Source organism: Blastococcus sp. SYSU DS0541 (assembly GCF_054050875.1).
Window position 1 is genome coordinate 1 of sequence record NZ_JBJHAD010000016.1, and the last position, 25,375, is coordinate 25,375.

At 76.5% G+C, this 25,375-nt stretch carries 26 protein-coding genes, 1 pseudogene and 2 riboswitches; of the genes and pseudogenes, 7 read left to right on the forward strand and 20 right to left on the reverse strand.

Going from position 1 to position 25,375, the window contains the following annotated elements; genetic code table 11:
* From ACI794_RS16175 to ACI794_RS16215, 9 genes are all read right to left on the reverse strand, one after another.
* The coding region (locus ACI794_RS16175; RefSeq protein ID WP_456604172.1) for an NAD(P)-dependent oxidoreductase at positions 1 to 637 on the reverse strand (637 nt) is incomplete at its 3' end.
* Positions 634 to 1,035 carry a cobalamin biosynthesis protein gene (locus ACI794_RS16180; protein ID WP_456604171.1) on the reverse strand — a complete coding sequence of 134 codons (402 nt, stop codon included), beginning with the start codon at positions 1,033 to 1,035 and terminating at the stop codon, positions 634 to 636. The genes ACI794_RS16175 and ACI794_RS16180, both read right to left, overlap by 4 nt.
* On the reverse strand, positions 1,032 to 1,877 hold the full coding sequence (locus tag ACI794_RS16185) for an energy-coupling factor ABC transporter ATP-binding protein (RefSeq protein ID WP_456616851.1): 846 nt from the start codon (positions 1,875 to 1,877) through the stop codon (positions 1,032 to 1,034). The genes ACI794_RS16180 and ACI794_RS16185 overlap by 4 nt, the downstream gene beginning before the upstream one ends.
* A complete protein-coding gene (cbiQ, locus tag ACI794_RS16190; protein WP_456616852.1) occupies positions 1,874 to 2,611 on the reverse strand; it encodes a cobalt ECF transporter T component CbiQ in 738 nt (245 codons plus the stop codon). The genes ACI794_RS16185 and cbiQ overlap by 4 nt, the downstream gene beginning before the upstream one ends.
* Positions 2,608 to 2,919: an energy-coupling factor ABC transporter substrate-binding protein gene (locus ACI794_RS16195; RefSeq protein WP_456616853.1), complete on the reverse strand. Its 312-nt coding sequence runs from the start codon at positions 2,917 to 2,919 to the stop codon at positions 2,608 to 2,610. The genes cbiQ and ACI794_RS16195 overlap by 4 nt, the downstream gene beginning before the upstream one ends.
* Complete coding sequence (locus ACI794_RS16200; RefSeq protein ID WP_456616854.1) at positions 2,916 to 3,611, reverse strand: energy-coupling factor ABC transporter permease; 696 nt, start codon at positions 3,609 to 3,611, stop codon at positions 2,916 to 2,918. Before ACI794_RS16200 ends, ACI794_RS16195 begins: the two co-directional genes overlap by 4 nt.
* The gene (locus tag ACI794_RS16205; RefSeq protein WP_456616855.1) at positions 3,598 to 4,983 is read right to left on the reverse strand and encodes a cobyrinate a,c-diamide synthase; all 1,386 of its coding nucleotides are present in this window, start codon (positions 4,981 to 4,983) and stop codon (positions 3,598 to 3,600) included. Before ACI794_RS16205 ends, ACI794_RS16200 begins: the two co-directional genes overlap by 14 nt.
* Positions 4,980 to 5,594, reverse strand: a complete 615-nt coding sequence (gene cobO, locus ACI794_RS16210) for a cob(I)yrinic acid a,c-diamide adenosyltransferase (protein WP_456616856.1) — start codon at positions 5,592 to 5,594, stop codon at positions 4,980 to 4,982. The genes ACI794_RS16205 and cobO overlap by 4 nt, the downstream gene beginning before the upstream one ends.
* Before the next feature lies 1 nt (position 5,595).
* The gene (locus ACI794_RS16215; protein WP_456616857.1) at positions 5,596 to 7,674 is read right to left on the reverse strand and encodes a putative cobaltochelatase; all 2,079 of its coding nucleotides are present in this window, start codon (positions 7,672 to 7,674) and stop codon (positions 5,596 to 5,598) included.
* Between the two features lie 73 nt (positions 7,675 to 7,747).
* Positions 7,748 to 7,882, reverse strand: a riboswitch (cobalamin riboswitch).
* Positions 7,883 to 8,010: 128 nt separating this feature from the next.
* On the opposite strand from ACI794_RS16215, the gene ACI794_RS16220 reads away from it, so the two are divergent.
* From ACI794_RS16220 to cobM, 4 genes are read left to right on the forward strand one after another with little or no spacing between them, the layout of a single operon-like run.
* Positions 8,011 to 8,655 carry a TetR/AcrR family transcriptional regulator gene (locus ACI794_RS16220; RefSeq protein ID WP_456604164.1) on the forward strand — a complete coding sequence of 215 codons (645 nt, stop codon included), beginning with the start codon at positions 8,011 to 8,013 and terminating at the stop codon, positions 8,653 to 8,655.
* Between the two features lie 16 nt (positions 8,656 to 8,671).
* Positions 8,672 to 9,433, forward strand: coding sequence for a maleylpyruvate isomerase family mycothiol-dependent enzyme (locus ACI794_RS16225; RefSeq protein ID WP_456604163.1), 762 nt, complete (start codon positions 8,672 to 8,674; stop codon positions 9,431 to 9,433).
* 52 nt (positions 9,434 to 9,485) lie between these two features.
* Positions 9,486 to 10,721 (forward strand): precorrin-6y C5,15-methyltransferase (decarboxylating) subunit CbiE, encoded by a 1,236-nt coding sequence (gene cbiE, locus ACI794_RS16230; protein ID WP_456616858.1) that lies wholly within the window; start codon positions 9,486 to 9,488, stop codon positions 10,719 to 10,721.
* Positions 10,718 to 11,458: a precorrin-4 C(11)-methyltransferase gene (gene cobM, locus ACI794_RS16235; RefSeq protein ID WP_456604161.1), complete on the forward strand. Its 741-nt coding sequence runs from the start codon at positions 10,718 to 10,720 to the stop codon at positions 11,456 to 11,458. The genes cbiE and cobM overlap by 4 nt, the downstream gene beginning before the upstream one ends.
* 74 nt (positions 11,459 to 11,532) lie before the next feature.
* On the opposite strand, the gene ACI794_RS16240 is transcribed toward cobM, so the two are convergent.
* A complete protein-coding gene (locus ACI794_RS16240) occupies positions 11,533 to 12,615 on the reverse strand; it encodes a cobalt-precorrin-5B (C(1))-methyltransferase (RefSeq protein ID WP_456616859.1) in 1,083 nt (360 codons plus the stop codon).
* A 26-nt stretch (positions 12,616 to 12,641) separates the two neighbouring features.
* On the opposite strand from ACI794_RS16240, the gene ACI794_RS16245 reads away from it, so the two are divergent.
* A complete protein-coding gene (locus ACI794_RS16245) occupies positions 12,642 to 13,379 on the forward strand; it encodes a cobalt-precorrin-6A reductase (protein ID WP_456604159.1) in 738 nt (245 codons plus the stop codon).
* A gap of 42 nt (positions 13,380 to 13,421) precedes the next feature.
* The gene (locus tag ACI794_RS16250) at positions 13,422 to 14,039 is read left to right on the forward strand and encodes a flavodoxin family protein (protein WP_456616860.1); all 618 of its coding nucleotides are present in this window, start codon (positions 13,422 to 13,424) and stop codon (positions 14,037 to 14,039) included.
* On the opposite strand, the gene ACI794_RS16255 is transcribed toward ACI794_RS16250, so the two are convergent.
* The 8 genes and pseudogenes from ACI794_RS16255 to ACI794_RS16290 all read right to left on the reverse strand — a co-directional run bounded on the left by ACI794_RS16255 (position 14,036) and on the right by ACI794_RS16290 (position 20,622).
* On the reverse strand, positions 14,036 to 15,277 hold the full coding sequence (locus ACI794_RS16255; protein WP_456616861.1) for an MFS transporter: 1,242 nt from the start codon (positions 15,275 to 15,277) through the stop codon (positions 14,036 to 14,038). The genes ACI794_RS16250 and ACI794_RS16255 overlap by 4 nt on opposite strands.
* 38 nt (positions 15,278 to 15,315) lie before the next feature.
* Complete coding sequence (locus ACI794_RS16260) at positions 15,316 to 16,812, reverse strand: precorrin-2 C(20)-methyltransferase (RefSeq protein ID WP_456604156.1); 1,497 nt, start codon at positions 16,810 to 16,812, stop codon at positions 15,316 to 15,318.
* Positions 16,809 to 17,435: a precorrin-8X methylmutase gene (locus ACI794_RS16265; RefSeq protein ID WP_456616862.1), complete on the reverse strand. Its 627-nt coding sequence runs from the start codon at positions 17,433 to 17,435 to the stop codon at positions 16,809 to 16,811. The genes ACI794_RS16260 and ACI794_RS16265 overlap by 4 nt, the downstream gene beginning before the upstream one ends.
* A 45-nt stretch (positions 17,436 to 17,480) precedes the next feature.
* Complete coding sequence (locus tag ACI794_RS16270) at positions 17,481 to 17,678, reverse strand: hypothetical protein (RefSeq protein WP_456604154.1); 198 nt, start codon at positions 17,676 to 17,678, stop codon at positions 17,481 to 17,483.
* A 170-nt stretch (positions 17,679 to 17,848) separates the two neighbouring features.
* A pseudogene (locus ACI794_RS16275) lies at positions 17,849 to 18,037 on the reverse strand (endonuclease); the annotation flags it as partial.
* A gap of 91 nt (positions 18,038 to 18,128) precedes the next feature.
* Complete coding sequence (locus tag ACI794_RS16280; RefSeq protein ID WP_456616863.1) at positions 18,129 to 19,313, reverse strand: precorrin-3B synthase; 1,185 nt, start codon at positions 19,311 to 19,313, stop codon at positions 18,129 to 18,131.
* 13 nt (positions 19,314 to 19,326) lie between these two features.
* Positions 19,327 to 19,608, reverse strand: a complete 282-nt coding sequence (locus ACI794_RS16285) for a hypothetical protein (protein WP_456616864.1) — start codon at positions 19,606 to 19,608, stop codon at positions 19,327 to 19,329.
* A gap of 210 nt (positions 19,609 to 19,818) precedes the next feature.
* A complete protein-coding gene (locus ACI794_RS16290) occupies positions 19,819 to 20,622 on the reverse strand; it encodes a DUF4383 domain-containing protein (protein ID WP_456616865.1) in 804 nt (267 codons plus the stop codon).
* Positions 20,623 to 20,755: 133 nt separating this feature from the next.
* Positions 20,756 to 20,819: riboswitch (cobalamin riboswitch) on the forward strand.
* Positions 20,820 to 20,874: 55 nt separating this feature from the next.
* Between ACI794_RS16290 and cobN the strand changes: the two genes are divergently transcribed.
* A complete protein-coding gene (gene cobN / locus ACI794_RS16295) occupies positions 20,875 to 24,513 on the forward strand; it encodes a cobaltochelatase subunit CobN (RefSeq protein WP_456616866.1) in 3,639 nt (1,212 codons plus the stop codon).
* Positions 24,514 to 24,583: 70 nt separating this feature from the next.
* On the opposite strand, the gene ACI794_RS16300 is transcribed toward cobN, so the two are convergent.
* Both ACI794_RS16300 and ACI794_RS16305 read right to left on the reverse strand, forming a co-directional pair.
* Positions 24,584 to 24,937 (reverse strand): DUF1622 domain-containing protein, encoded by a 354-nt coding sequence (locus ACI794_RS16300; RefSeq protein ID WP_456604092.1) that lies wholly within the window; start codon positions 24,935 to 24,937, stop codon positions 24,584 to 24,586.
* Positions 24,934 to 25,335, reverse strand: a complete 402-nt coding sequence (locus ACI794_RS16305; RefSeq protein WP_456582964.1) for a DUF1622 domain-containing protein — start codon at positions 25,333 to 25,335, stop codon at positions 24,934 to 24,936. Before ACI794_RS16305 ends, ACI794_RS16300 begins: the two co-directional genes overlap by 4 nt.
* Positions 25,336 to 25,375 lie beyond the last annotated feature (40 nt).

The window sequence follows — 25,375 nt, forward strand, 5'->3', positions numbered from 1 at the left end:
GGGGCAGGGAGGCGAGCAGGGGTTGGGGGCCGAGGTGGTCGGCGAGGACGACGTCGGCGGTGGCCAGGGCCTGGCGGCCGCGCACGGTGATCAGCCCGGGGTCACCGGGACCCCCACCCACCAGCACGACGCTCCCGGTCATCGCCTGCTCGCGCCGGCGGACCGGCAGGGTGCCCTCCGCGAGGCCGGCGAGCACGGCGTCGCGCAGCCCGGCCGCGGCGCGCTGGTCGTCGGCCCCGTGCACCGCCACGAGCAGCCCCCCGGCGCGGCCGGTGACCGGCAGCTCGGCGCCGGCCCGCCCTCCGTCGGCGCGGGCGCAGAAGACCCGTTCCCGGTCGGCGTCGGCGGCCACCGCGGCGTCCACCTCGGGGTCACCCGTCGCGGCCAGCGCGAACCAGGCCCCCGCGAGGTCCCCGGCGGCAAAGGGCCGCGGGCACCAGGTCAGCCGGCCGGCCGACGCCGCGGACTCCAGGGCCGGGGTCACCGCGGGGCTGATCACCGCCACGTCGGCGCCCGCGGCGAGCAGGCCGCTCACCCCGCGGTGCGCGGCCGCCCCGCCGCCGACCACGACCACGCGCCGCCCGGCCAGCCGCAGCCCGACCGGGTGCGGCGCCTCGCCGGTGGGGTGGGTGGTCACGGGTCCTCCTGGTGCGTCGGTGCGGGGCCGGGGGGAGCGGGCGCCGCGTCGGGTGGCCGGGCGACGGCGACGGTCACCCGCCCGCGCACCGTCTTCCCGACCTCGAGCACCCCGCCGGCGAGGAGCGCCGCGGCCTCGGCGACCGAGGGGGTGCCCACCCGTTCGGCGACCGCGCCGGACGGGGCCGGCACCGGGACGGCGGCCAGCACCTCGGCGGGGTGCCCGGTCAGCGGCCAGCCGCGCAGCGCCGCGGCGACCACCAGCCCCGGCTCGCGCACCCGGCTGTCCAGCGTGGCCAGCCGCACCGGACCGGCGGGGTCGGGGAGCACCGCGTCGACCGCGGCCAGCACCTCGGCGGCGGGCACGCCGGAGGCCAGCCCGATGCCGACGGTCCTCACGTCGGCACCCCCGGGCGGTCGGGCAGCGCGGCCAGCAGGCCCGCGGCGTCACGGGGGAGGGGGCCGTCCGGGAGCAGGCCGAGCGCGCGCAGCCGGCCGCCCACCTCGAGCGCCCACGGGCGGGACAGCCGGGCCCGCGCGAGCAGGTCGCCGTCGCCGAGCACGGCTCCGGGCGGCCCCTGCACCACGGCGCGGTCGACGACGACGGCGACCTCGTCGGCCCAGCGCAGCGCGAGGTCGACGTCGTGGGTGCTCATCACCACGGTGGAGTCCTGCTCCTGCAGCCGGGTGAGCGCGGCGAGGGTGTCGGCGACCGCCGTGGGGTCCAGCCCCGCGGTGGGCTCGTCGAGCAGCAGCACGCAGGGGCGCATGGCGACCGCGCCGGCGATCGCCACCCGCTTGCGCTCCCCGTACGACAGCTGGTGCGTCGGGCGCGAGGCGAGCGGCGCCACCCCGAGCAGCTCCAGCGCCTCGGCGACGCGGGCGCGCACCTCGTCCTCCGGGAGCCCGAGGTTCAGCGGACCGAAGGAGACGTCCTGGCCGACCGAGGCGCTGAACAGCTGGTCGTCGGGGTCCTGGAGCACCAGCTGCACCACCTGCCGGTGCTCGCGCAGCCCGCGGCGGGTGTGCTGGAGCGGCGCGCCGTCGACGGTGACCGCGCCCGCGGCGGGGCGCAGCGCCCCGGAGAGGCAGCGCAGCAGCGTGGTCTTGCCCGACCCGTTGGCGCCCAGGAGCGCCAGCCGCCGCCCCGGCGGCACCGCCAGCCCCGCGCTGTCGAGCACCGGTGCCGCACCCGGGTACCCGGCGACCAGACCGGAGGCGGCGAGGGCCCGGTGGCTCACCGCACCACCAGCGTGAGCCCGGCGATCCCCAGCGGCAGCGCCACAGCCAGCGCGAGGAACGGCCGGGAGGAGGGCAGCGCGTCGGGCAGCACCCGGAGCCCGGTCTCCATCCCGCGGCCGGCCAGCCCCTCCTGCATGCGCCGCGCGCGGTCCCACGACCGGGTCAGCACGGCCGCCGCGAGCATCCCGGCCGAGCGGTAGGAGCGGCGGGGGCTGGACCAGCCCATCCGCGCCGCCTGCGCCTCGCGGATGGTGCCCAGGCTCTCGAGCAGCACGAACACCAGCCGGTAGGTCACGCTCGCGACCTCGACGACCGCCGCGGGCACGCGCAACCGGCGCAGCTCGGGCAGCAGGTCCGACATCGGGGTGGTGGTGGCCAGGAGCAGCACCGCGGCGCTCCCGGCCACCGCGCGACCCACGAGGGAGCCCGCCTGCTCCGCGGCGTGCGGGGCCCAGCCGAGCCCGCCGTCGCCGACCGTGACCACCGCGGTGAGCGCACCGACGGCGATGAAGGCCAGCGGCCACCGGATGGCACGCAGGAAGGTGCGGGCGGGCACCCGGGCGGGGCCGAGCGCCAGCCCGACGGCGGCGAGCCCGACGAGCACGCTGCCCGGCCACGCGGGCAGGGCCAGCGCACAGGCGACGAGGCCGGCGCAGAGCAGCACCTTGTCGCCGGGCGCCCGCCCGCGCCACGCGCTGCACCACGCCGCCTCGTCGACCGCCAGGCCCGTCACCGCCGGTCGGCCTCCGCCGCCGCGCTCGTGGAGGTCGTCGCCCGCCGGCCGCGCAGCCGGCCCAGCACGTAACCGAGCACCCCGCCGCCCAGCGCCGCCTGGAGCGCGAACAGGCCGGACTCGACCTCGCCGGTGGGGCTGAACAGGGGGTCGGACCAGGGGGTGTAGCCCTGGGCCTCGAGCTCCTCGGTCACCGCGGTGTCGGTGCCGCCGTACTTCGAGGTGCCGCCGTCGACCAGCAGCGGGACGGCGAACAGGGCGAGGACGGCGAGGACGAGAAGGGTGGTGACGAGCGCGCGGCGGGTCACGCGGCACCTCCGGCGGGCGCGGGGACGGGTGCGGCCTTCAGGATGCCGAGCCGCTCGAGCTCGGGCCGGGCGTTGACGGTGAGCACCCGGAACAGCAGGACGCCGAGCAGCCCCTCGCCGATGGCCAGCGGGATCTGGGTGAGCGCGAAGACCCCGAGGAACTTGGCCAGCGCGCCGGCGAACCCGGTGCTCGCGTCGGGGAAGGCCAGCGCCAGCTGCAGGGAGGTGGTGACGTAGGTGGCGAGGTCGGCCAGGGCGACGCCGACGAAGACCGCCGGCAGCAGCCCCGCGCCCGCCGCCCGGGTCAGCCGGTAGGCCCCGTACCCGACCCACGGGCCGACGACGGCGAAGGCGAACGCGTTGGCCCCCAGGGTGGTCAGGCCGCCGTGCGCCAGCAGCAGCGCCTGGAAGAGCAGCACCACGGTGCCCAGCAGGGCCATCACCGGTGGCCGGAAGAGGAGCGCCCCCGGGCCGGTGCCGGTCGGGTGGCTGGAGCTGCCGGTGACGCTCGGCAGCTTGATGGCGCTGAGCACGAAGGTGAAGGCGCCGGCGGCACCGAGGAGCAGGGTCGACTCGGGGTTCTCGCGCACCTCCTTCACGACCGCCCGGGCACCGTGCGCCACGAAGGGCGCGGCGGCGAGCGTCCAGCCCAGGGCGTGCCCGGCGGGCAGGAACCCCTCAGCGATGTGCACGGGCGGTCTCCGATCGGTCGGCGGTGGCGCACGAGGCGACGAAGCGGGCGGCCAACGCGGGGGCGCCGGCCCAGTTGAGGTGCAGGTAGGAGGCGTGCACGCCTCCGGCGACGAAGCCCTCGGGGCCGGCCCCCGACCACTGCCAGGCGGGGTCCGGGCCGGCCGGGGGATCGGCGTGCGTGCGGTGGAACTCGTGGCCGCGGACCCGCGTGCCGGCCGGCGCCAGCACCGAGCCGCCGGCCGCCACCGCCTCGCGGTAGCCCAGCGTCAGGCGCGGCGACATCGCCGTCCGCACGTCGAGGACGCCGCACATCGGGACGCCGTCCAGCTCGCGGGCCAGGTACAGCAGCCCGGCGCACTCGGCGGCGACCGGGGCGCCCCGGGCGGCGAGCGCGGCGACGTCGGCGCGGAGCTGCTCGTTGGCCGAGAGCTCGGCGGCGTAGACCTCGGGGAAGCCGCCGCCGACGACCAGGCCGGCGGTGCCCTCGGGCAGGGCCTCGTCGCGCAGCGGGTCCACGGTCACCACCTCGGCGCCGGCCGCGGCGAGCAGCTCGGCGTTCTCGGCGTAGCCGAAGGTGAACGCCGGTCCGCCGGCGACGGCGATCCGTGGCCGGGCCCCGGCCGGGGTCACCTCGGCGGCCGGGTCCCAGGGGCGCCGGTCGAGGGCGGGTGCGGTGCGGGCCAGCCGGAGCACGGCGTCCAGGTCGACCCCGTCGGCCACCACCTCGCCGAGCCGGCGCACCGTCGCGACCGCCTCGGCCGAGCGCTCGGCGGCCGGCACCAGGCCGAGGTGGCGGGAGGGGGTGTGCAGCGTCTCCATCCGCCGGATCGCGCCCAGCACCGGGACGCCGGCGGCGCCGAGCGCCCCGCGGAGGATCGCCTCGTGCCGGTCGCTGCCGACGCGGTTGAGCACCACCCCGCCCAGGCGCACCGACGGGTCGAAGGTGGCGAAGCCGTGCACCAGCGCGGCGACGCTGCGCGCCTGGGAGGAGGCGTCGACGACGAGCACCACCGGTGCCCGCAGCAGCCCGGCCACGTGCGCGGTCGAGGCGAAGCCGGGTTCGACGCCCGGGTGCGTGGCGCCGTCGAACAGGCCCATGACGCCCTCGACCACCGCGAGGTCGGCGTCGCGCGCACCGTGCAGCAGGAGCGGGGCGATCCGCTCCTCGCCGACCAGCCACGGGTCCAGGTTGCGGCCGGGACGGCCGGCGGCGAGGCCGTGGTAGCCGGGGTCGATGTAGTCGGGGCCGACCTTGTGCGGGGAGACGGTGAGCCCGCGGGCGGTGAGCGCGGCGATCAGCCCGGTGGCGATCGAGGTCTTGCCCGCGTTGCTGCTCGGCGCGGCCAGCACCACCCGCGGCAGCGTGGTCACCACTCGATCCCCCGCTGGCCCTTCTGGCCGGCGTCCATCGGGTGCTTGACCTTGGTCATCTCCACGACCAGGTCGGCGGCCTCGACCAGCGCCGGGGGCGCGTCGCGCCCGGTGACGACGACGTGCTGGTTGCCGGGTCGTGCCGTGAGCGTCGCGACGACGTCGTCGACGTCCACCCAGCCCCACTTCAGCGGGTAGGTGAACTCGTCGAGCACGTAGAACCTGTGCCGCTGCGCGGCGAGGTCCCGTTTGATCTGCGCCCAGCCCTCGGCGGCGTCGGCGGCGTGGTCGACCTCGGTGCCCTGCCGGCGCGACCAGCTCCAGCCCGAGCCCATCTTGTGCCAGACCACCGGGCCGCCCTCGCCGGTCTGCTCGTGCAGCCGGCCGAGCGCGGTCAGCGCGTTCTCCTCGCCGACCTTCCACTTGGCGCTCTTGGCGAACTGGTAGACCGCGATCGACCAGCCCTGGTTCCACGCCCGCATCGCCATCCCGAAGGCGGCGGTCGACTTGCCCTTCATCTCGCCGGTGTGCACCGCCAGCAGCGGCCGGTTGCGGCGCTGCCGGGTGCTCAGGCCGTCCTGCGGGACGACCGCGACCTGACCCTGGGGCATGTCAGGCCGCCTTCCGCGCGTCCCGGACGGTGGCGGCCAGCGAGTCGGCGCCCAGCTCCTCCAGGCGGATCGTCCGGGCGCCGAGCGCTACGCCCAGCGACGCCGCCAGGCCCAGGCGCACCGGCCCGGACTCGCAGTCGACGACGACGCCCGCCACCTCCGCGGCGGCGAGCAGCCCGGCCGCGCGCCGGGCCTCGCCGAGGTGGTCGGCGCCCCGTGCCCCGGTGGCCCGGCCGTCGGTGACGACGACCAGCAGCGGGCGCCGGCGCGGGTCGCGCACCCGCTCGCGGGTCAGGGTGCGGTGGGCCTCCAGCAGCCCGGCGGCCAGCGGGGTGCGCCCGCCGGTGGGCAGGCCGGTCAGCCGGGCCGCGGCGGCCTCCACCGACCAGGTGGGCGGCAGCGCGACCTCGGCGTCCGCTCCGCGGAAGGTGATCAGGCCGACCTTGTCGCGGCGCTGGTAGGCGTCCAGCAGCAGCGAGAGCACGGCGCCCTTCACCGCGGCCATCCGCGAGCGGGCGCCCATCGAGCCGCTGGCGTCGACGACGAAGAGCACGAGGTTGCCCTCGCGGCCCTCCAGCACGGCCTGGCGGAGGTCGTCGCGCTCGACCAGGAGACCTGGCCCGCTGCGGCCGCGGGCCCGCTGGTGGGGGGCGGCCGCGAGCACGGTGCCGGCCAGGTGCAGCTTGGTGACGGCGGTGGCCGGGCAGGTCGAGCCGACCACCCGGCCGCGTTCCGACCGGGCCCGCGACCGCCGGCCCGCGGCCCCGGTCCCGATGCCCGGCACCTCCAGCCGGCGGGTGCGGAAGGGGTCGGCCGGCGCGACCGCGGGCTGCTCCGGCGCGGCCGCGTCGGTGCGCCCCCCGCCCTCGCCGCGCGGCGCGACCGTCGGCCCGCCGGCATCCTCGCCGTCCCCGGGCAGAGGAGGCTCCACCTGCGTCTCGGCGTCGGATCCGTAGGCATTGCTCCCTCTGCCCGGGTCCTGCCCGGTGTCGTCCGGGCGCCCGTCGTCCGGGCCGCCGTGGTCCGGGCCGCCGTCGTCCGGGCCGCCCTCCGGGGGGCCGGGGTCGTCGTCGGGCCGGGAGTCGGCGAGCGCCTGGTCGAGGGTCTCCTCGTCGAGCCCGGGTGCGTCGAACGGGTTGCGCCGGCGCCGGTGCGGGAGGGCCAGCCGGGCGGCGACGCGCACGTCGTCCTCGGTCACCTCGTCGCGGCCGCACCAGGCGGCGTGCGCGATCGCCGCGCGGGCGGTGACGAGGTCGGCGCGCAGGCCGTCGACGTCGAAGGCGGCGCAGACGGCGGTGACCTGGCGCAGCGCGGCGTCGGAGAGCACGACGCGGGGCAGGCGGGCGCGGGCGTCGGCGATGCGGGCGGCCAGCGCGGACTCCTCGGCGGCCCAGTGCGCGGCGAACCCGGCGGGGTCGGCGTCGGAGGCGAACCGGCGGCGCACCACCTCGGCCCGCACGTCCGGGTCACGCGGTGCGGCGACCTCGACCGTGAGGCCGAAGCGGTCCAGCAACTGGGGCCGGAGCTCGCCCTCCTCGGGGTTCATGGTGCCGACCAGCAGGAAACGGGCGGCGTGCCGCACCGAGACGCCCTCGCGCTCGACGTACGCGGTGCCCAGGGCGGCGGCGTCGAGCAGCAGGTCGACGAGGTGGTCGTGGAGCAGGTTGACCTCGTCGACGTAGAGCACCCCGCGGTGCGCGGCGGCGAGCAGCCCGGGCTCGTAGGCCTTGACGCCCTCGGTCAGCGCCCGCTCCAGGTCCAGCGAGCCGACGAGCCGGTCCTCGGAGGCGCCGACCGGGAGCTCCACCAGCCGGGCCGCGCGGGTGCGCCCGGCCGCCCCGGGCTCGTGCGGGCCGTCGGGGCAGGCCGGGTCGGGGGTGGCCGGGTCGCAGCCGAACCGGCAGCCGGCCACGACCGCGACCGGCGGCAGGACGGCGGCCAGCGCCCGGACGCTCGTGGACTTGGCGGTGCCCTTCTCGCCCCGCACCAGGACGCCGCCCACCGCGGGGGAGACCGCGTTCAGGAGCAGGGCCAGCCGCAGGTCGTCCATGCCGACGACGGCGGTGAAGGGAAAGCTCATGCGGGGTACCCGCGCATGGCACGCGTCCTCTCCCCGGGTGTCCACGCCCGGAGGTGGCAGGGACGACGGCTGGAGTCTCCTGGCTCCCGGATCGACACCCGTCCCCGACCTTCCCGCTCCCGAGCGAGCTCAGGCGCAGTGGTCGAGCGTGGGGACGGGCTCCCCGGTCACAGTGGCGGGACCGCGCCGGGATCTCACCGGGCTTCCTCCACTGCCGTCGCTTGTGGCGGCGTCATCAGACCACGGGCGGGCTCCCCGGCGACAGACCCCCTCCGCGCGTGGCGGGACCTAATGCCCTGTTGACATCCTATTGCCCTTAGGACGAGCATCCGGTCCGTGACCGGAGCCGTGGTGCCGGACCGTCGCGGGCGGCGGCGGCAGGAGACGATCGAGCAGGTGCTCGACGTGGCGGTCGAGGTCATGGCCGAGCAGGGCGCGGCCGGGCTGACGCTCGGCGAGGTGGCCCGCCGGATGGGCATCCGCCCGCCGTCCCTCTACGGGTACTTCGACGGCAAGCACGCGCTGTACGACGCGCTCTTCGAGCGGGGGTGGCGCGCCCTGCAGCAGGTGCTCGAGCGGGCCGGTGCCACCGGGGACGGCGCCGACCCCCTCACCGCGTGGCGGGAAGGCACCGCCGTCCTGGTCCGCTGGGCCGTCGAGCACCCGGCCCACTCGGCGCTGATGTTCTGGCGCCCGGTACCCGGCTTCGCGCCCTCGGCGCGGGCGTACGAACCCGCGGTCGAGCTCGACGTGGCGTCCCGGGCGATGCTCGTCCGGCTCCGCGATGCGGGGCACCTCGCCGCGGACGTCGACCTCGACCGCGCCTACCGCACCTGGACGGCGCTGGTCGGTGGGGTCATCTCCCAGCAGCTGTCCAACGCGCCCGGCGAGCCGTTCGAGTCCGGCGCCTTCACCGCCGTCCTCCCCGACGTCATGGACATGTGGCTCGACCACCACCGCACGAACCCGTCCACCCGCTGATCCCAGGAGGTCCCTCGTGACCGCTCCGACTCCTGCTCCCGCCCGTCCCCGTCCGCGGACCGCCGCCCTCGACCGGGACACCGCCTACCGGCTCGCCGCCACGGAGTACGAGCGGATGCTCGCCCTCCTCGGCGGGCTGGACCCCGGCGACTGGAGCCGGGCCACCGACTGCCCGGACTGGGACGTGCGGGCCATGGCGGCGCACGTCCTCGGGATGGCGCAGATGGCCGCCTCGGTCCGCGAGATGGCGCGGCAGAACCGGATCGCCGGCAAGGCCGGTGGTGGCATCGACGCGCTGACCGCGGTGCAGGTCCGCGCGCACGCCGGCCTGGACGGCCCGGCGATCGTCGCCGCGCTAGCGGCCACCGCACGTCGCGCGGTGCGGGGACGACGCCGGCTGTCCCGGATCGCGGGCCGCGTGACGCTGCCCGAGGAGCAGGTCAACGGCGATGTCCGGGAGTACTGGCGGATCGGTTTCCTGCTCGACGTCGTCCTGACCCGGGACGTCTGGATGCACCGGATCGACGTGTGCCGGGCGACCGGGCGCGAGCCCGAGCTCACGCCCGGGCACGACGGCGTCCTGGTCGCGGACGTCGTGGGGGAGTGGGCGCAGCGGCACGGCCGGCCCTACGAACTCACCCTCACCGGCCCGGCGGGCGGGCAGTGGTCGTCCGGGGCGGGTGGCGAGCGGCTCGAGCTCGACGCCGTCGAGTTCTGCCGGGTCCTCTCGGGCAGGGGCAGCGGCTCCGGCCTGCTGGCTCAGCAGGTTCCCTTCTGACCCACCCCGCGGCCGGCCGGACGGCGGTGCACCACCCCTAGGATCGGCCGACGTGCCCGGAGATCCGCGTCCCGACGGCCGCCCACCGGTCGTGGTGGTCGGCGTCGGAGCCGACGGCTGGGACGGGCTCCCGCCGCGCGCCCGGCGGGCGGTCGAGGGCGCCGACGTGCTCCGCGGCAGCGCCCGCCAGCTCGCCCTGGTGCCCCCCGAGGTGACGGCGGAGCGGGTGCCCTGGCCGTCCCCGCTCGGCCCCGCGCTGGCCGGTCTCGGGCAGGAGCACCCCGGACGGCGGGTGGTCGTGCTGGCCAGCGGCGACCCGATGCTCTCCGGCGTCGGCACCTCGCTGGTGCGGCTGCTGGGCCCGGCGGCGGTCGAGGTGCTCCCGCACCCCTCGTCGGTGTCGCTGGCCTGCGCGCGGCTGGGCTGGGCGGTGGAGGAGACGCAGGTGGTCACCGTCGTCGGCCGGCCGGTGGAGCTCGTGGTCCCGCACGCCACCCCCGGCCGGCGGCTGCTGGTGCTCGGCTCCGACGGCTCGACGCCGGCCGCCGTCGCCGCGCTGCTGGCGGAGCGCAGCCTCGGCGCCAGCCGGCTGACCGCGCTCGCCCAGCTCGGCGGCCCCGCGGAACGCGCGGTCACCGGCACCGCCGCCGGCTGGCCGCACGGGGACACGGACCCGCTGGTGCTCACCGCCGTCGAGGTGGTCGCGGACCCCGGCGCCGTGCCGTTGCCGGCCCTGCCCGGCCTCCCGGACGACGCCTACGAGCACGACGGCCAGCTCACCAAGCGCGACGTGCGGGCGGTGACCCTCGCCCGGCTGGCGCCGCTGCCGGGACAGCTGCTCTGGGACGTCGGCGCGGGCGCCGGGTCGATCGGCATCGAGTGGATGCGCACCCACCCCAGCTGCCGGGCGGTGGCGGTCGAACGCGACGCGGGGCGGGCGGCCCGGGTCGGGCGGAACGCCGCGCGGCTGGGCGTGCCCGGGCTCGAGGTGGTCACCGGCGAGGCCCCCGCTGCCCTGGCCGGGCTGCCCGCGCCGGACGCGGTCTTCGTCGGCGGCGGCGCCACCGTGCCCGGGGTGCTCGACGCCTGCTGGGACGCGCTGCCGGCGGGTGGGCGGCTGGTGGTCAACGCCGTCACGCTGGAGAGCGAGGCGGTGCTGGCCGAGCGGCACGCCCGCTCCGGCGGCGAGCTCGTGCGGCTCGGCGTCGCCACCGCCGCCCCCGTGGGCGGCTTCACCGGCTGGAAGGCGGCCATGCCCGTGACGATCTGGTCGGGGGTCAAGCCGTGACCGTGCACTTCATCGGCGCCGGGCCGGGCGCGGCGGACCTGGTCACCGTGCGGGCGGCCCGCATCATCGCCACCGCACCGGTGTGCCTCTACGCCGGCGCGCTGGTGCCCCGGGAGCTGCTGGACACCGCGCCGCCGGGCGCCCGGTTGGTGGACACGGCCGACCTCGACCTCGACCGGATCACGGCCGAGCTGGTCGCCGCGCACGAGGCCGGGCACGACGTCGCCCGGCTGCACTCCGGCGACCCGTCGGTCTACAGCGCGATGGCCGAGCAGATGCGCCGGCTGGACGCCGCGGGCGTGCCCTACGACGTCGTGCCGGGTGTGCCCGCCTTCGCCGCCGCGGCCGCCTCGCTCAAGCGGGAGCTGACCGTGCCCGGCGTCGGGCAGACGGTGATCCTCACGAGGACCTCGGCCCGGTCGACGCCGATGCCGGCGGGGGAGGACCTGGCGACCCTCGGGGCCTCCCGCGCCACGCTCGTCCTGCACCTCGCGGTGCAGCGGATCGCCGAGCTGGTGCCGGAGCTGGTGCCCTCCTACGGCAGCGACTGCCCGGTCGCGGTCGTCGCCCGCGCCAGCCGGGACGACGAGCTGGTGCTGCGCGGCACGCTCGCCGACATCGCCGGCCAGGTCGAGGCGGCCGGCGTGCGGCGGACCGCGGTGGTGATCGTGGGCTCGGTCCTGACCGCGGGAGAGTTCCCCGACAGCCACCTCTACTCGACGACCCGGTGCCGATGAAGGACCCCGCTGCCCCCCACCGCTCGCGAGCTCGCGGCGGGCCCCTGCAGCGGGGCCGTCCGACCGGACGAGGCTCAACTCTGCCCGACGACCGTGCCGGCGCGGTCGATCACCAGGACGTCGACCTCGACCGGGGCGCCGCGCAGCACGCCGAGCGCCGTCTCCCGCGCGGCGGCGGCCACCAGGTCGCCCAGCGGGAGCCCGGCCGCCCGGCACTGCTGCAGCGCGTCGAGGGCGGTGTTCGCGCCGCGCACGCCGTCCACCAGCGCCGGGGGTCCGCCCGCATCCTGGACGCGGGCGGCCAGCGAGGCGAAGGACACCTGCGAGCGCCCCGAGTGCAGGTCCAGGTGCCCGTCGGCGAGCTTCGCGAGCTTGCCGATGCCGCCGGCGACGGTCAGCCGCGGGACGGGGTGGCGGCCCAGGTACTTGAGGACGGCGCCGGCGAAGTCCCCCATGTCCAGCAGCGCGTCGTCGGGCAGCCCGTAGCGCTCCACGACGACGCGCTCGCTGGTGCTGCCGGTGCAGGCGGCGACGTGGCCGTGCCCGGCGGCGCGGGCGACGTCGATGCCGCGGCGGATCGAGTCGATCCAGGCCGCGCAGGAGTACGGGACGACGACGCCCGTGGTGCCCAGGATGGAGAGCCCGCCCAGGATGCCCAGCCGCGGGTTCCAGGTACGCCGGGCCAGCTCCTCGCCGTGCTCGACCGAGACCTCGACAACGACGTCGCCGGTGCCGCCGTGACGGGCGGCGACCGCGGCCACGTGCTCGCGCATGAACCGGCGGGGCATCGGGTTGATCGCCGGCTCGCCGACCGGCAGCGGCAGTCCGGGCTTGGTCACCGTGCCGACGCCCGCGCCCGCCCGGAAGGTGACGCCGCTGCCCGGCTCGCCGTGGGTCACGCGGACGGAGACCAGCGCGCCGTGGGTGACGTCGGGGTCGTCGCCGGCGTCCTTGACCACCCCCGCGGTCGCGGCGCCGCCCTCCAGCCGCTCGGTGGCCAGCGCGAACGCCGGGTGCCGGTCCTTGGGCAGGTCGATCGTCACCGGGTCGGGGAACTCGCCGGTGAGCAGCGCGGTGTAGGCCGCGGTGGTGGCCGCGGTCGCGCAGGCGCCGGTGGTCCAGCCGGAGCGCAGCCCGCTGCCCGCTGTCGTTCCCACATGACCAGCATGCACGGCGGCCTCCGGTGACCGGCCGGGTGCTGGTGCTCGGGGGCACCGGGGAGGCCCGGCGGCTGGCCACGGCGCTGGTCGCGGACGGCATCGGTGTGCTGAGCTCGCTCGCCGGGCGGGTCGCCGATCCGCGGCTCCCGCCGGGGGAGGTGCGGATCGGTGGCTTCGGGGGCGCAGCAGGCCTGGCGGAGTGGCTGCGGGCGAACCCCGTGGACGCCGTCGTCGACGCGACGCACCCGTTCGCCACGGCGATGACCGCATCCGCCGTCTCGGCCGCGACCGCGACCGGGGTGCCACTCCTGCGCCTGCAGCGGCCGGGCTGGACCGCGCAGCCGGGCGACGACTGGCGGTGGGTCGACTCACCGGCCGGGGCGGCGGAGGCGGTGCAGGGGTTCGGGTGCGTCTTCCTGACGACGGGCCGGCAGGGGCTGGCCGCCTTCGCCGGGCTGGCGGCCCACTGCGTCGTCCGCTCCGTGGACCCGCCGGAGCCCCCCGTGCCGGCGTGGACCACCACCGTCCTCGCGCGCGGCCCGTTCAGCCTCGAGGACGAGCTGGCCCTGCTGCGCGAGCACGCCGTCGAGGTCGTCGTCACCAAGGACAGCGGCGGCTCGATGACGGCGGCGAAGCTCACCGCGGCCCGGCAGCTCGCGGTCCCGGTGGTGCTGGTGCGCCGGCCGCCGCTGCCTGCGGGCGTTCCCGTGGTCGCCACGGTGGCGGCGGCGCGGCAGTGGGTCCGGTTGCGCGCAATCTGATCGTCATGTGTGTCGGCGCAGGTCGGCGGGGAGTGCACCCCCATGACCGAAACCGCGTCTCTCCGCGCCCTCGCCCTCGTCTGCAGCCTCAAGCCCTCGCCCGCGCCGTCCAGCAGCGACCTGATCGCCCGCCAGATCCTGGCCGGGCTGGAGGAGCACGGCGTCACCGGTGACGTCGTGCGGGTCGTCGACCACGACGTGAAGCCCGGCGTCGAGGTGGACATGGGGGAGGGTGACCAGTGGCCCTCGATCCGCGAGCAGATGATGGCCGCCGACATCCTGATCGTCTCCACGCCGACCTGGGTCGGTCACATGAGCAGCGTGGCCCAGCGGGTTCTGGAGCGGCTCGACGGCGAGCTCTCCGAGACCGACGACTCGGGCCGGCCGAAGGTGACCGGCAAGGTGGCGGTCGTCTCCGTCGTCGGCAACGAGGACGGCGCGCACAAGATCGTCGCCGACCTGTTCCAGGGCCTGGACGACATCGGCTTCACCATCCCCGCGCAGGGGTCGACCTACTGGAACGACCAGGCGATGGGCGGCACCGACTACATGGACCTCGACGAGACGCCCGAGGCGGTGGCCTCCACGACGGCGACCCTCGCGGAGAACGCCGCGCACCTCGCCCGGGCGCTCAAGGCCCAGCCGTACCCCGGCAGCTAGGCCGGCAGCCGCTCCGCCGCACCGGTGGTGGCTTCGCGTGCCCCGGCGCGGCGGCGGCGCAGCCGCACCCCGGCGATGGCGGTCAGCGCCAGCACGACCAGCACGGCCGCGTACACCTCGGTCACCGTCTCCAGGCCGAAGGCCCCGGTGGCCGACCCGGCGACCACCGCGGGCACGCTGAAGCTGAGGTAGCCGACGACGAAGATGCTGGACAGCAGCCCGGCGCGCTCGGCGGGGTCGACGCCGGCGCTGGCGGTCGCGACGGAGCCGAGGAACGACAGGCCGAAGCCGAGCCCCGAGACGACGGCGGACACGAACAGCACGGAGACCTGGCCGGTGAGCAGCGCGGCGATCGTGCCGGTGACGCCGCCGGCGAAGAGGGTGGCGCCGCCGACCATGACCCGCTCCGCGGCGAGGTCGCGGCCGAGGATCGCGGCGATCCCGCCCGAGCCGTGCATGGCCAGCACCATCAGGCTGCCGACCAGGTGGTCCTCGATGCCGAAGACGCCGACGACCAGCGACGGCCCCAGGGAGAGGTAGAGCCCGCCGAGCGCCCAGGCCGCGACCATGACCGGCAGCACGGCGAGGAACGCCGGCCGCTGCGAACGCGGGACGCGGACCGTCGGGCGCAGCGAGCGGAGCGCCCCGGGGGCGCGGGGCGAGGTCTCGGGCAGGAACACGACGGCCGCCGCCGCGACCAGCAGGACGACGGCGAGCACGCCGAACACCCACCGGGCCGGCGAGGCGACGTGCTCGACGACGAGGCCGGCGCCGACCGCACCCACCGACAGGCCCAGGCCCGGGGCGGCGCTGTTGAGCAGGGCGCCCAGCGGACGGGACGGGCGCTGGGTGTCCAGCAGCAGCGCACCGAGGGTGCCGGTCAGGACGCCCATGGACAGGCCCTGCAGCACCCGGGCGGCGAGCAGCCAGCCGACGCTGTCCGCGGCGAGGAAGACGACCATCGAGACCGCCTGCAGCAGCAGGCCGCCGGCCAGCACCGGGCGCCGCCCGACGTGGTCGGAGAGGCCGCCGACCACCAGCAGGGCGGCGAGCAGGGCGAGGGCGTAGATGCCGAAGACGGTGGTCAGCATCCCGGGGCCGAACCCGAACTGCTCCTGGTAGACGCGGTACAGCGGTGTGGGGACGCCCGACGCGGCCAGGACCAGGATGAGCAGGCCGGCGGCGGTCCGGAACGCGGGGTCCCGGCGGAGGGTCGGTGGAGCCACGATGGTGGCCAAGCGCAACGATCCCGCGGGCATTCCCGTGCCCCGGTGTGTCAGCGCGGGTAGCTGCGCGAGGTGTAGACGGCGCCCGAGGGGGTGACGCGGGTCTGCGAGGACCCGATGAGCACCAGGCAGCGCATGTCGACGGTGCCCGCGTCGAGGGTGCCCAGGGTGGTGACCCGGACGGCCTCCTCCGGCCCGCCGACGTCGCGGCCCACGACCACCACGGTCTCGGGCGGGCGCTCCTCGAGCAGCACCCGCAGCGCCTCGCCGAGCTGGTGCGGGCGGTGCTTCGACCGCGGGTTGTAGAGGGCGATGACCAGGTCGGCCGCGGCCGCGTGGCGCAGCCGGTCGACGACGACCTCCCACGGCTTGAGGACGTCGGAGAGCGACAGCACGCAGAAGTCGTGGCCGAGCGGGGCGCCCACCCGGGAGGCGACAGCCTGGGCGGCGGTGAGCCCCGGGACGACCCGCACCGGGACGCCGGCGAACTCCGGTCGCTCGGCGACCTCCAGGACCGCGGCGGCCATGGCGAAGACGCCCGGGTCACCGCTGGAGACGACGGCGACCCGCCGGCCGTCGCGGGCCAGGGCGAGGGCGTGCGCGGCGCGGTCGGCCTCGACGCGGTTGTCGCTGGCGTGCCGGGCCTGGCGCGGGTTCACCGCGACCCGGTCGAGGTAGGGGCCGTAGCCGACCAGGTCGTCGGCCGCGGCGAGCGCCTCGGCTGCCTCGGGCGTCGTCCAGCCGCGGGCGCCGGGGCCGAGGCCGACCACGACGACCTCACCGGCGTCGGCCGGCCGCTCCGCCGGGGGTGCGGGCTCGGCGACCTGCGGGGTGAGCGGGCTGGGCAGCAGGGCGAGGGAGAAGTACGGCACGCTGGCGGGGTCCACGTCGGCCAGCGGGGCGCAGCGCTGGCGGTCGGTGGTGGCGCGCTCGACGTAGAGGGCGCGGTCGAGCACGCCGGCCCGCTCGAAGGCCTCGCGCACCTGCGGGAAGGTGCGGCCGAGCTTCATCACCGCGGCCGAGTCGGTGGCGGCCAGGCGGGCGGCGAGCTCCTCGGCGGGGAGGGTGCCGGGGAGGACGGTGAGGACCTCGTCGCGCTCGACCAGGGGCCGGCCGACGGCAGCGGCGGCCGCGGTGACGCTGGTGACCCCGGGGACGACCTCGGTGGGGTAGCGGTGCGCCAGCCGCTTGTGCATGTGCATGTAGGAGCCGTAGAAGAGCGGGTCGCCCTCGGCGAGGACGACGACGTCGCGGCCGGCGTCCAGGTGCGCGGCCAGCCGGGCGGCGGCGGCCTCGTAGAACTCGTCGATCGCGCCCTGGTAGCCGCCGGGGTGGTCGGTGGTCTCGGTGGTGACCGGGTAGACCAGCAGCTCCTCGACCTGGCCGGCGCGCAGGTAGGGCTCGGCGAGGGCGCGGGCCACCGAGCGGCCGTGCCGGGCGGCGTGGAAGGCGACGACGTCGGCGGCGCCGATCAGCCGGGCGGCCTTGACGGTGACGAGCTCGGGATCACCGGGGCCCAGCCCCACCCCGTACAGCCGGCCGCTCACTCCACATCACTCGCGATCGCGTTCACGGCGGCGGCGGTGATGGCGCTGCCGCCGCGGCGGCCCCGCACGACGAGGAACTCAAGGTCGGAGGCGGCGAGGGCCTCCTTGGACTCGGCCGCGCCGATGAACCCCACGGGGATCCCGAGGACGGCGGCGGGGCGCGGCGCGCCGGCAGCCACCATCTCGAGCAGGTGGAACAGCGCCGTGGGGGCGTTGCCGATGGCGACGACCGCGCCGTCGAGGCGGTCCCGCCAGAGCTCCAGGGCGGCGGCGGTGCGGGTGGTGCGGAGGTCGGCGGCGAGCCCGGAGGTGCGCGGGTCGTTCAAGGTGCAGACGACGTCGTTGTCCTTGGGCAGCCGGCGCCGGGTGACGCCGCTGGCCACCATCTGCGCGTCGCACAGCACCGGTGCGCCGGCGTCGAGCGCCTCGCGGGCGCGTTGCACCACCGCGGGGGAGTAGGCGATGTCCTGGACGAGGTCGACCTGCCCGCAGGCGTGGATCATCCGCACGGCCACGCGGGCGACGTCGCCGGGCAGCCCGCCGAGGTCGGCCTCGGCGCGGATCGTCGCGAACGACTGCCGGTAGATCTCGGCGCCGTCCTTCTCGTACTCGTAGACCACCATCGGGCGGAGAGGCTACGTCGGTGGCCCCGGTCCGCCCGCGCCCGGTCACCCCGTCCGTGACCGTTCGGGCGCTGTCGTGATGCGGGGGAGGACGAGGATCTCGGTGCCGTCGGGCCGGTAGGTGCGCCATCGGCCGTCGGGTTGTCGTTCGACGCGGAACCCGTGGTGGATCTTGGTGTGGTGCCGTTCGCAGAGCAGGGCTGAGTTCTCCAGCGAGGTGTCCCCGCCGTCGGCCCAGTGCACGAGGTGGTGGACGTCGCACCAGTGGGTGGGGGCGTGGCAGCCTGCGAACGCAAGGACCCCTCCGCCCCCCGCCACTCGCAAGCTCGCGGCGGGCCCCTGCGAAGGGGCCGAACGCGGCCGACGTCGAGGGGCTGGCCCTCGGGGCCCAGCACGATGCGGGTGACGGTGCCGTCGCAGGCCAGCCAGCGGGCCCGGGCGGCGGAGATCGTGGCGCCGAAGCCGAGGGTGGCCGCGCCGGGGCCGGTGTCCGGGTCGATGAGGTCCTCCAGGTCCACCCGGACGACCACCTGGGGTTTGTGGGTGCGCAGCACCGGCAGGGCGCCGCACCCGACGGTCCCATCGAACACATGTACGAACACTACCGCCGGCCGACGGCATCCGCAGGGCGAAAGTGCAGGTCAGAGCCGAGTCCACAGATTGCCACCGGCCCTTGACAGCTGACCGATGTCGTCACTCCGCCGGTGCGTCGATCCGGTAGCCGGAGCCGGTGGCGACCACGTCGACGACCGCTCCTCCGGGCCGGCCGCAGCGCCGCTCGCAGCCGGCCCAGTGCTGCCGCGCGCCACCGGCGGGGAGTGAGCCGACCACCACGGCGGCGGTCGCGTCCGCCCGGACGTCGGCGAGCGACTTGGCGCACCCGGGCAGCCCGGCGCAGGCCGTCACGCGGGTCCACGGGCTGGCCGGGTGGAGCACCAGCCCGGCCTCCACCAGCAGCGGGGCCGCCGACCCGTCGGCCAGGTCGGGGACCACGACCCCGCGCCACGGTGTCAGCTGGGCCTCCGCCGCGAGGTCGGCCAGCAGCGAGAGGTGGGCGGCGGTGAGCCGGCCCAGGGGCACGACGGCGGCGAGGGCGGTCCGCCCGTCGTCCTGCCGCACCGCCCCGATCGGGCGCACCCGCGGCTCGGCCGGCACCTCGGTCCGCGCGCCGGCCTGCAGCTCCAGTGAAGCCGCCACCCGCGCCGCCACTCGGGCAGCTCCGTCCACCAGCTCGGCCAGCCGCCAGGCGGTCCCGCCCTGCTCGGCCCGCTCGGCGAGAAGAGCACGGGTCGCCGCCAGCGCGAGCGAGACGGCGTCCGAGGGCCCGGCGCGCAGGCCGGAGTCGACGCCGGCCAGGGTCAGCGCGATCACGCCCGGGGAGAGGGCGAGGAGGCCGACGTCGCCACCGAGCGCGGCGACGTCGCCCCGGCCGTCGTCGAACGTGGCCAGGAACCGGCCCGGAAGCGCCGCGAGGGAGGGATCGGCGCACATGGCGACGTCGAAGGCGCGCACCCAGCCCCGGGCGTCGAGCAGGCCGCCCGCCCGGCCGCTCAGCACGCTGCCCAGCAGGTTCCGCGCGGTCTCGTGGCTGTCGCTGGGCAGCAGCCCGGCCGCCGCGAGCCGGCCACCGAGCTCAGCCGCCGATCCCCGGCGCAGGCCGCGCAGCTGCACGTTGCCGCGGCTGGTGAGCTCCAGCGCGCCGTCGCCGAGCTCGACGGCGGCCACGCCCAGCACCCGCAGCTGCCCGGCGTCGAGCAGCCCGCCGGGGACCCGCACCCGTGCGAGCTCGCCATCGGCGGCGGAGTGGGTCTGCAACGCGCCGGGGCAGGCGTCGGCCCGGTCCCGGAGCGGTGGCGTCGGCGTACCGGTTGATGACATGGCGTCCGCGAGGCTACGTCCCCGGCCGCTCGCGCTCGACCGTCAGCTCCGGTCGGTCACGGGCGTCCCGGTGGACCCCCGGGAACCGGGAGGAGTGCACGTCCAGCCGCCGGCTGCACAGGCTGCGTCCGTCGGCGTCCAACGCCTCCGCGGTGGGTGGCCGACGACCGGCCCACACCACCACCAGGTGGCCGTGCCGGGGCACCCGCAGCAGGCGCGTCCCGACGGCCAACCGGTCGACCTCCCGGCTGGCGCGCACCCGGGCGTAGGAGACGTACCGGGCGCCCCACGGCACCGACCGCCCGCCGTCTCCTCCTCGACGCAGCCGACGCTGCGGCGGGCGAAGAGGGTGCAGGCGACCTCGCCGTCGACGTCCACGGCCAGGGCGGCGAACCGCCGCCGGCGGCTGAGCCGCGCGGGGCTGTCCGGCACGCCGCGCTCGATGAGCGCGACGCTCTCCGCGAGGGCGTCGTAGGCCACCGCCGAAGGCCAGGGGCGCAGGAGCTCAGGAGGCGCGGCGGTCGAAGGAGAGCCACACCCGGCGCCGTTCGGCCCGGCTGTGGGCCGACGCCATGGCCGCGACCCGGCGCTGCTGGTCGGGGGTCGCGGTGTGCTGGACGACCGCCACCTCCGCCTCGCGCATGGCCCGCTCGGCGGCGAACTCCTCGGGGGTCGAGGGGTACTCGTCCGCCTCGTCGGGGCCGGCGTCCATGTTCGCGCCGGACCGGGCGTAGGGGCTGTCGGGCGGCAGGTTGCCGCTCACCCGCCCGTAGGTGCCCAGGAGGAGCAGCACGAGCCCGGCGACGACGGAGAAGACCACGTTGGGGAAGCGGAACGCCAGGACGTTCAGGTCGGTGTTGAGCACGGCGAGGTTGGCCAGCGCCGACACCAGGAACAGCACGCCGACGACGATCATCACCGTCGAGGCGATCCGCGGCCCGCGCACGGCGGCCGCGACCAGGACCACCGCGGTGACGACGGAGATGGTGGACAGCAGGCCGTTCGAGGAGAGACCGAGGACCCGCTCGCCCTCGGTGGAGAAGAAGTCCAGCCCGTCGGCGAAGCCGAGGATGCCGAAGACGGCGATCACCGCGGCGACGACCACCGCGCCGATCCGGTGGACGGCGGGCACCCGGCCGCCGGCGCCGGCGTCGTCCGGTTCGCCGACCCCGGTGCGCGGGGGTTCGGCCCGCACCGGCTCGGCGCGGGCGCCCGCGTCGGGGCCGGCAGGCGGGCTAACCGGTCCCGCCCCGGCGGGTGGGGTGCTGGACGCGGTTCGGTTGCGGCGGAGGTGCGAGCGCAATGCCATGAGGACTCCCTCGGACGGACCGGTCGATACCCGTCCTTCCGATCCCGGGCGGCCTCCGGATGCGGACGGTGGGGGTCGGCTCGCGCTGCGCACGCACCCCGGTAGCGTTCGCCCCACATCACGGCAGTGCAGAAGGAAGCCGGTGCGAGTCCGGCGCGGTCCCGCCACTGTGAGGCCTCCGGGCCGAGCCAGACACTCCGGCTGCCGTGCCCAGCGGAACGGGGCGCGGACCCCGAGGGAGGCGGCGCGGCCGTGTTCACCCTGCTCTCCACGAGCGACACCGACCTGCTCTCGGCCCGGGCCAGCGGCGCGGACTGGCGGCTGGGCAACCCCGCCCGCCTGGACGCCGACGGGATCGCCGCGCTCGCCCAGGGCAGCGCGCTCGTGGTGGTCCGCATCCTCGGTGTGCGCCGCCAGTACGAGGAGCTGATCGCGCCGCTGCTGGGCGGCCCGGCGCCCGTCGTGGTCCTGGGCGGCGAGCAGTTGCCCGACGCGGAGCTGATGGAGCTCTCCACCGTCCCGATGGGCGTGGCCACCGAGGCGCACGGCTACCTGGCCCAGGGCGGCCCCGACAACCTGACCCAGCTGCACCGCTTCCTCTCCGACACCGTGCTGCTCACCGGCGAGGGGTTCGAGCCGCCGTCGGTCGCCCCCGACTGGGGGCTGCTGGACCGCACGCCGCGGACGACGACGGGCCCGCGCGTCGCCGTCCTCTACTACCGCGCGCACCACCTCGCCGGGAACACCGCCTTCGTCGAGGCGCTGTGCACCGCGGTCGAGGAGGCCGGCGCGCAGCCGCTGCCGGTGTTCGTGAGCTCGCTGCGCAGCGTCCCCGACGACCTGCTCGCCACGCTCGGCACCGCCGACGCCCTGGTGGTGACCGTGCTGGCCGCCGGCGGCTCGCGGCCGGCCACCGCGCAGGCCGGCGGTGACGACGGCGCCTGGGACGTCGGGCAGCTCGCCGCGCTCGACGTCCCCGTGATCCAGGGGCTGTGCCTCACCCGGTCGCGCGACGAGTGGCTCGCCGACGACGACGGCCTCTCGCCGCTCGACGTCGGCAACCAGGTCGCGATCCCCGAGTTCGACGGACGCCTGATCAGCGTGCCGTTCTCCTTCAAGGAGACAGACGACGACGGGCTGACCCGCTACGTCGCCGACCCCGAGCGCGCCGCGCGGGTGGCCGGCACCGCCGTCGCCCACGCGCGGCTGCGGCACACCCCGCCGGCCGAGCGCCGCATCGTCGTGATGCTGTCGGCCTACCCGACCAAGCACGCCCGCATCGGCAACGCCGTCGGGCTGGACACCCCGGCGTCGGTGGTGCGGCTGCTGGCCGCGATGCACGGCGCGGGCTACGACGTCGGCCCGTTCGACGGACCCGACGCGCTGCCCGGTGTGGCGGACCTCGACGGCGACGCCCTGGTGCACGCGCTCATCGCCGCCGGCGGCCAGGACGAGAACTGGCTGACCGAGGAGCAGCTCTCCGGCAACCCGGTGCGCATCCCGGCCGACGAGTACCGGAGGCACTTCGACACGCTCCCGGCCGACCTGCGCGAGGCGATGACCGAGCACTGGGGCGAGGCGCCCGGCTCGCTGTTCGTGGACGGCTCCGGGGACGACCAGGCCATCGTCTTCGCGGCGCTGCGCGCGGGGAACGTCGTCGTGATGGTGCAGCCGCCGCGCGGCTTCGGCGAGAACCCGATCGCGATCTACCACGACCCCGACCTGCCGCCCTCGCACCACTACCTCGCGGCCTACTGGTGGTTGCGGTCGGTGTTCGGCGCGCACGCGCTGGTGCACGTCGGCAAGCACGGCAACATGGAGTGGCTGCCGGGCAAGACCGTCGGGCTGTCGGCCTCCTGCGCACCCGACGCCGCGATCGGCGACCTGCCGCTGGTCTACCCGTTCCTGGTCAACGACCCCGGTGAGGGCAGCCAGGCCAAGCGCCGCGCGCACGCCACCCTGGTCGACCACATGGTGCCGCCGATGGCCCGCGCCGAGACCTACGGCGACATCGCCCGCCTGGAGCAGTTGCTCGACGAGCACGCCAACGTCGCGGCGATGGACCCGGCGAAGCTGCCCGCCGTCCGCGCCCAGATCTGGACCCTGCTGCAGGCGGCGAAGCTGGACTCCGACCTCGGGCTCAACGAGCGCCCCGAGGACGACCACTTCGACGAGATGATCCTGCACGTCGACGGGTGGCTCTGCGAGATCAAGGACTCCCAGATCCGCGACGGGCTGCACGTGCTCGGCACGCCGCCCTCGGGGCAGGACCGGGTCGACCTGGTCGTGGCGATGCTGCGCGCCCGGCAGATCTGGGGCGGCTCGGTGGCCCTGCCCGGGCTGCGCGAGGCGCTCGGCCTGACCGAGGACGGCACCGCCGGGTTGCACGAGACCGACCGGATCGAGGCGCTGGCCGCCGCGCTGGTCGGTGCGATGGAGGAGCGCGGCTGGACCGGGGCCGCCGTCCCCGAGGTCGTGCGCGAGGTCCTCGACCGCGACGACGAGGCGGTCGCGGCGGTGCTCCGGTTCGCCGTCGACGAGGTGGTGCCCCGGCTGGCGCGCACCACCGACGAGCTCGACGCCACGCTGCACGCCCTCGAGGGCGGCTACGTGCCGGCCGGCCCGTCGGGCTCCCCGCTGCGCGGCCTGGTCAACGTGCTCCCGACCGGCCGGAACTTCTACTCCGTGGACCCCCGCGCGGTGCCCTCGCGGCTGGCCTGGGAGACCGGCCAGGCGATGGCCGAGTCGCTGGTCGACCGCTACCGCGCCGACACCGGCGAGTACCCGCGCTCGGTCGGGCTCTCGGTCTGGGGGACCTCGGCCATGCGGACCTCGGGCGACGACGTCGCCGAGGTCCTGGCGCTGCTCGGCGTCCGCCCGGTGTGGGACGAGGCCTCCCGGCGGGTGACGGCGCTCGAGCCGGTCCCGCTGGACGAGCTGGGCAGGCCGCGGATCGACGTCACCGTGCGGATCAGCGGATTCTTCCGGGACGCCTTCCCGCACGTGGTCACCATGCTCGACGACGCGGTGAGCCTCGCCGCCTCGCTCGAGGACGAGTCCGACGACGAGAACTACGTCAAGGCCCACGTGGACGCCGACGTGGCCACCCACGGCGACCGCCGGCGGGCCACCACCCGCGTCTTCGGCTCCAAGCCCGGCGCCTACGGGGCGGGGCTGCTCCCGCTGATCGACAGCCGGAACTGGCGCGGAGACGCCGACCTCGCCGAGGTCTACGCGGTGTGGGGCGGCTACGCCTACGGCCGCGACCTCGACGGGGTGCAGGCGCGGCCGGACATGGAGGCGGCCTACAAGCGGATCGCCGTCGCCGCGAAGAACGTCGACACCCGCGAGCACGACATCGCCGACTCCGACGACTACTTCCAGTACCACGGCGGGATGGTCGCCACGGTGCGCGCGCTCACCGGCTCGGCGCCGAAGGCCTACATCGGCGACTCGACCCGGCCCGAGCAGGTGCGCACCCGGTCGCTCACCGAGGAGACGGCGCGGGTGTTCCGCGCCCGCGTGGTCAACCCGAAGTGGCTCGCGGCGATGCGCCGGCACGGCTACAAGGGCGCCTTCGAGCTCGCCGCCACGGTCGACTACCTGTTCGGCTACGACGCCACGACCGGCGTGGTGGCCGACTGGATGTACGAGAAGCTGGCGCAGACCTACGTGCTCGACCCGGAGAACCGGGAGTTCATGGAGAAGTCCAACCCGTGGGCGCTGCACGGCATCGCGGAGCGGCTGCTGGAGGCGGTGGACCGGAAGATGTGGGCGTCGCCCGACCCGCAGGTGCTCGCCGAGCTGCAGCAGGCCTACCTCGACACCGAGGGGGAACTGGAGGGCGGGGAGACGCCGGCGGGGTCGGCTCCGGGACCGCGCCGGGCATAGCGCCGGGCCGCAGGGTCCACCAGCTGCCCTGCAGGGTGTCGAACCCGGGATCTCGTGCCGGGCGGGCGGCTCAACGGTGCCAGGCCGGCCGCAGCAGCTGGGCCACCAGGTCGCGCGGTGGCCGGGGGCGGTGCGAGCGGTCCCCGTTCGCCGGGGGCTCGCCCTGCAGGGACCGTGCCCCCAGCCGCAGGCCGTAGCTGACCAGGTGCCGCAGGGCCACGATCGCTCCGGCCACGACGATCTGCTGCCAGCTGGGGTCGCCCACCAGCCGCAGCAGCCCGGCAGCCACCAGCAGGTCGAGGAGGATGCCGACCGCGAGCGCCGGCCGGCGGGTGACGGCCAGGGCCAGCCCGCTGGAGACCAGCGCGAACGCGGCGACGACCGGGGACATCGCCCCGGTGACCGCGACCAGCGTCGAGCTCACACCGTCCGCCCGGCGCGCCGGTGGTCGGTCGGGTCCTCCGAGGACGCTTCGTCGTCGTCCTCGGCGATCTGGCGCTTCTCCTCCGCGATCTCCTTGCCGAGGAAGTAGTTGAGCACCGTCCGGATGGCCGCGATGGCGGCCAGCTGACCGATCTCCTCCCAGCTCGGCGCGACCGCGGTCTTGAGGACGTCGGCGGCCAGCTGGAACTCCAGGCCGAGCGCGAGGAAGCGGCCCAGCGTGAGCCGGACGGGGACGAACGCCCGTGTGCTCCGGTCGCGGAAGCCGACCCACAGGAAGAGCAGGAACGCCCAGACCGCGCCGATGATGATGACCGCCGCGCCGCAGGCCTCCACGATGACGACCAGGACGTTGACGATCTCCTGCAGCAGCTCTTCCACGGGGCGCCGCATACCCGGGGCGCGTCGCCGGGCACGCATG

What these genes read in the sequence shown, in the direction of transcription:
- cobO (WP_456616856.1), bottom strand. Translation starts at nt 5,594, where the DNA reads ATGCCCCAGGGTCAGGTCGCGGTCGTCCCGCAGGACGGCCTGAGCACC.
- ACI794_RS16215 (WP_456616857.1), bottom strand. Translation starts at nt 7,674, where the DNA reads ATGAGCTTTCCCTTCACCGCCGTCGTCGGCATGGACGACCTGCGGCTG.
- ACI794_RS16250 (WP_456616860.1), top strand. Translation starts at nt 13,422, where the DNA reads ATGACCGAAACCGCGTCTCTCCGCGCCCTCGCCCTCGTCTGCAGCCTC.
- ACI794_RS16265 (WP_456616862.1), bottom strand. Translation starts at nt 17,435, where the DNA reads ATGGTGGTCTACGAGTACGAGAAGGACGGCGCCGAGATCTACCGGCAG.
- ACI794_RS16280 (WP_456616863.1), bottom strand. Translation starts at nt 19,313, where the DNA reads ATGTCATCAACCGGTACGCCGACGCCACCGCTCCGGGACCGGGCCGAC.
- ACI794_RS16290 (WP_456616865.1), bottom strand. Translation starts at nt 20,622, where the DNA reads ATGGCATTGCGCTCGCACCTCCGCCGCAACCGAACCGCGTCCAGCACC.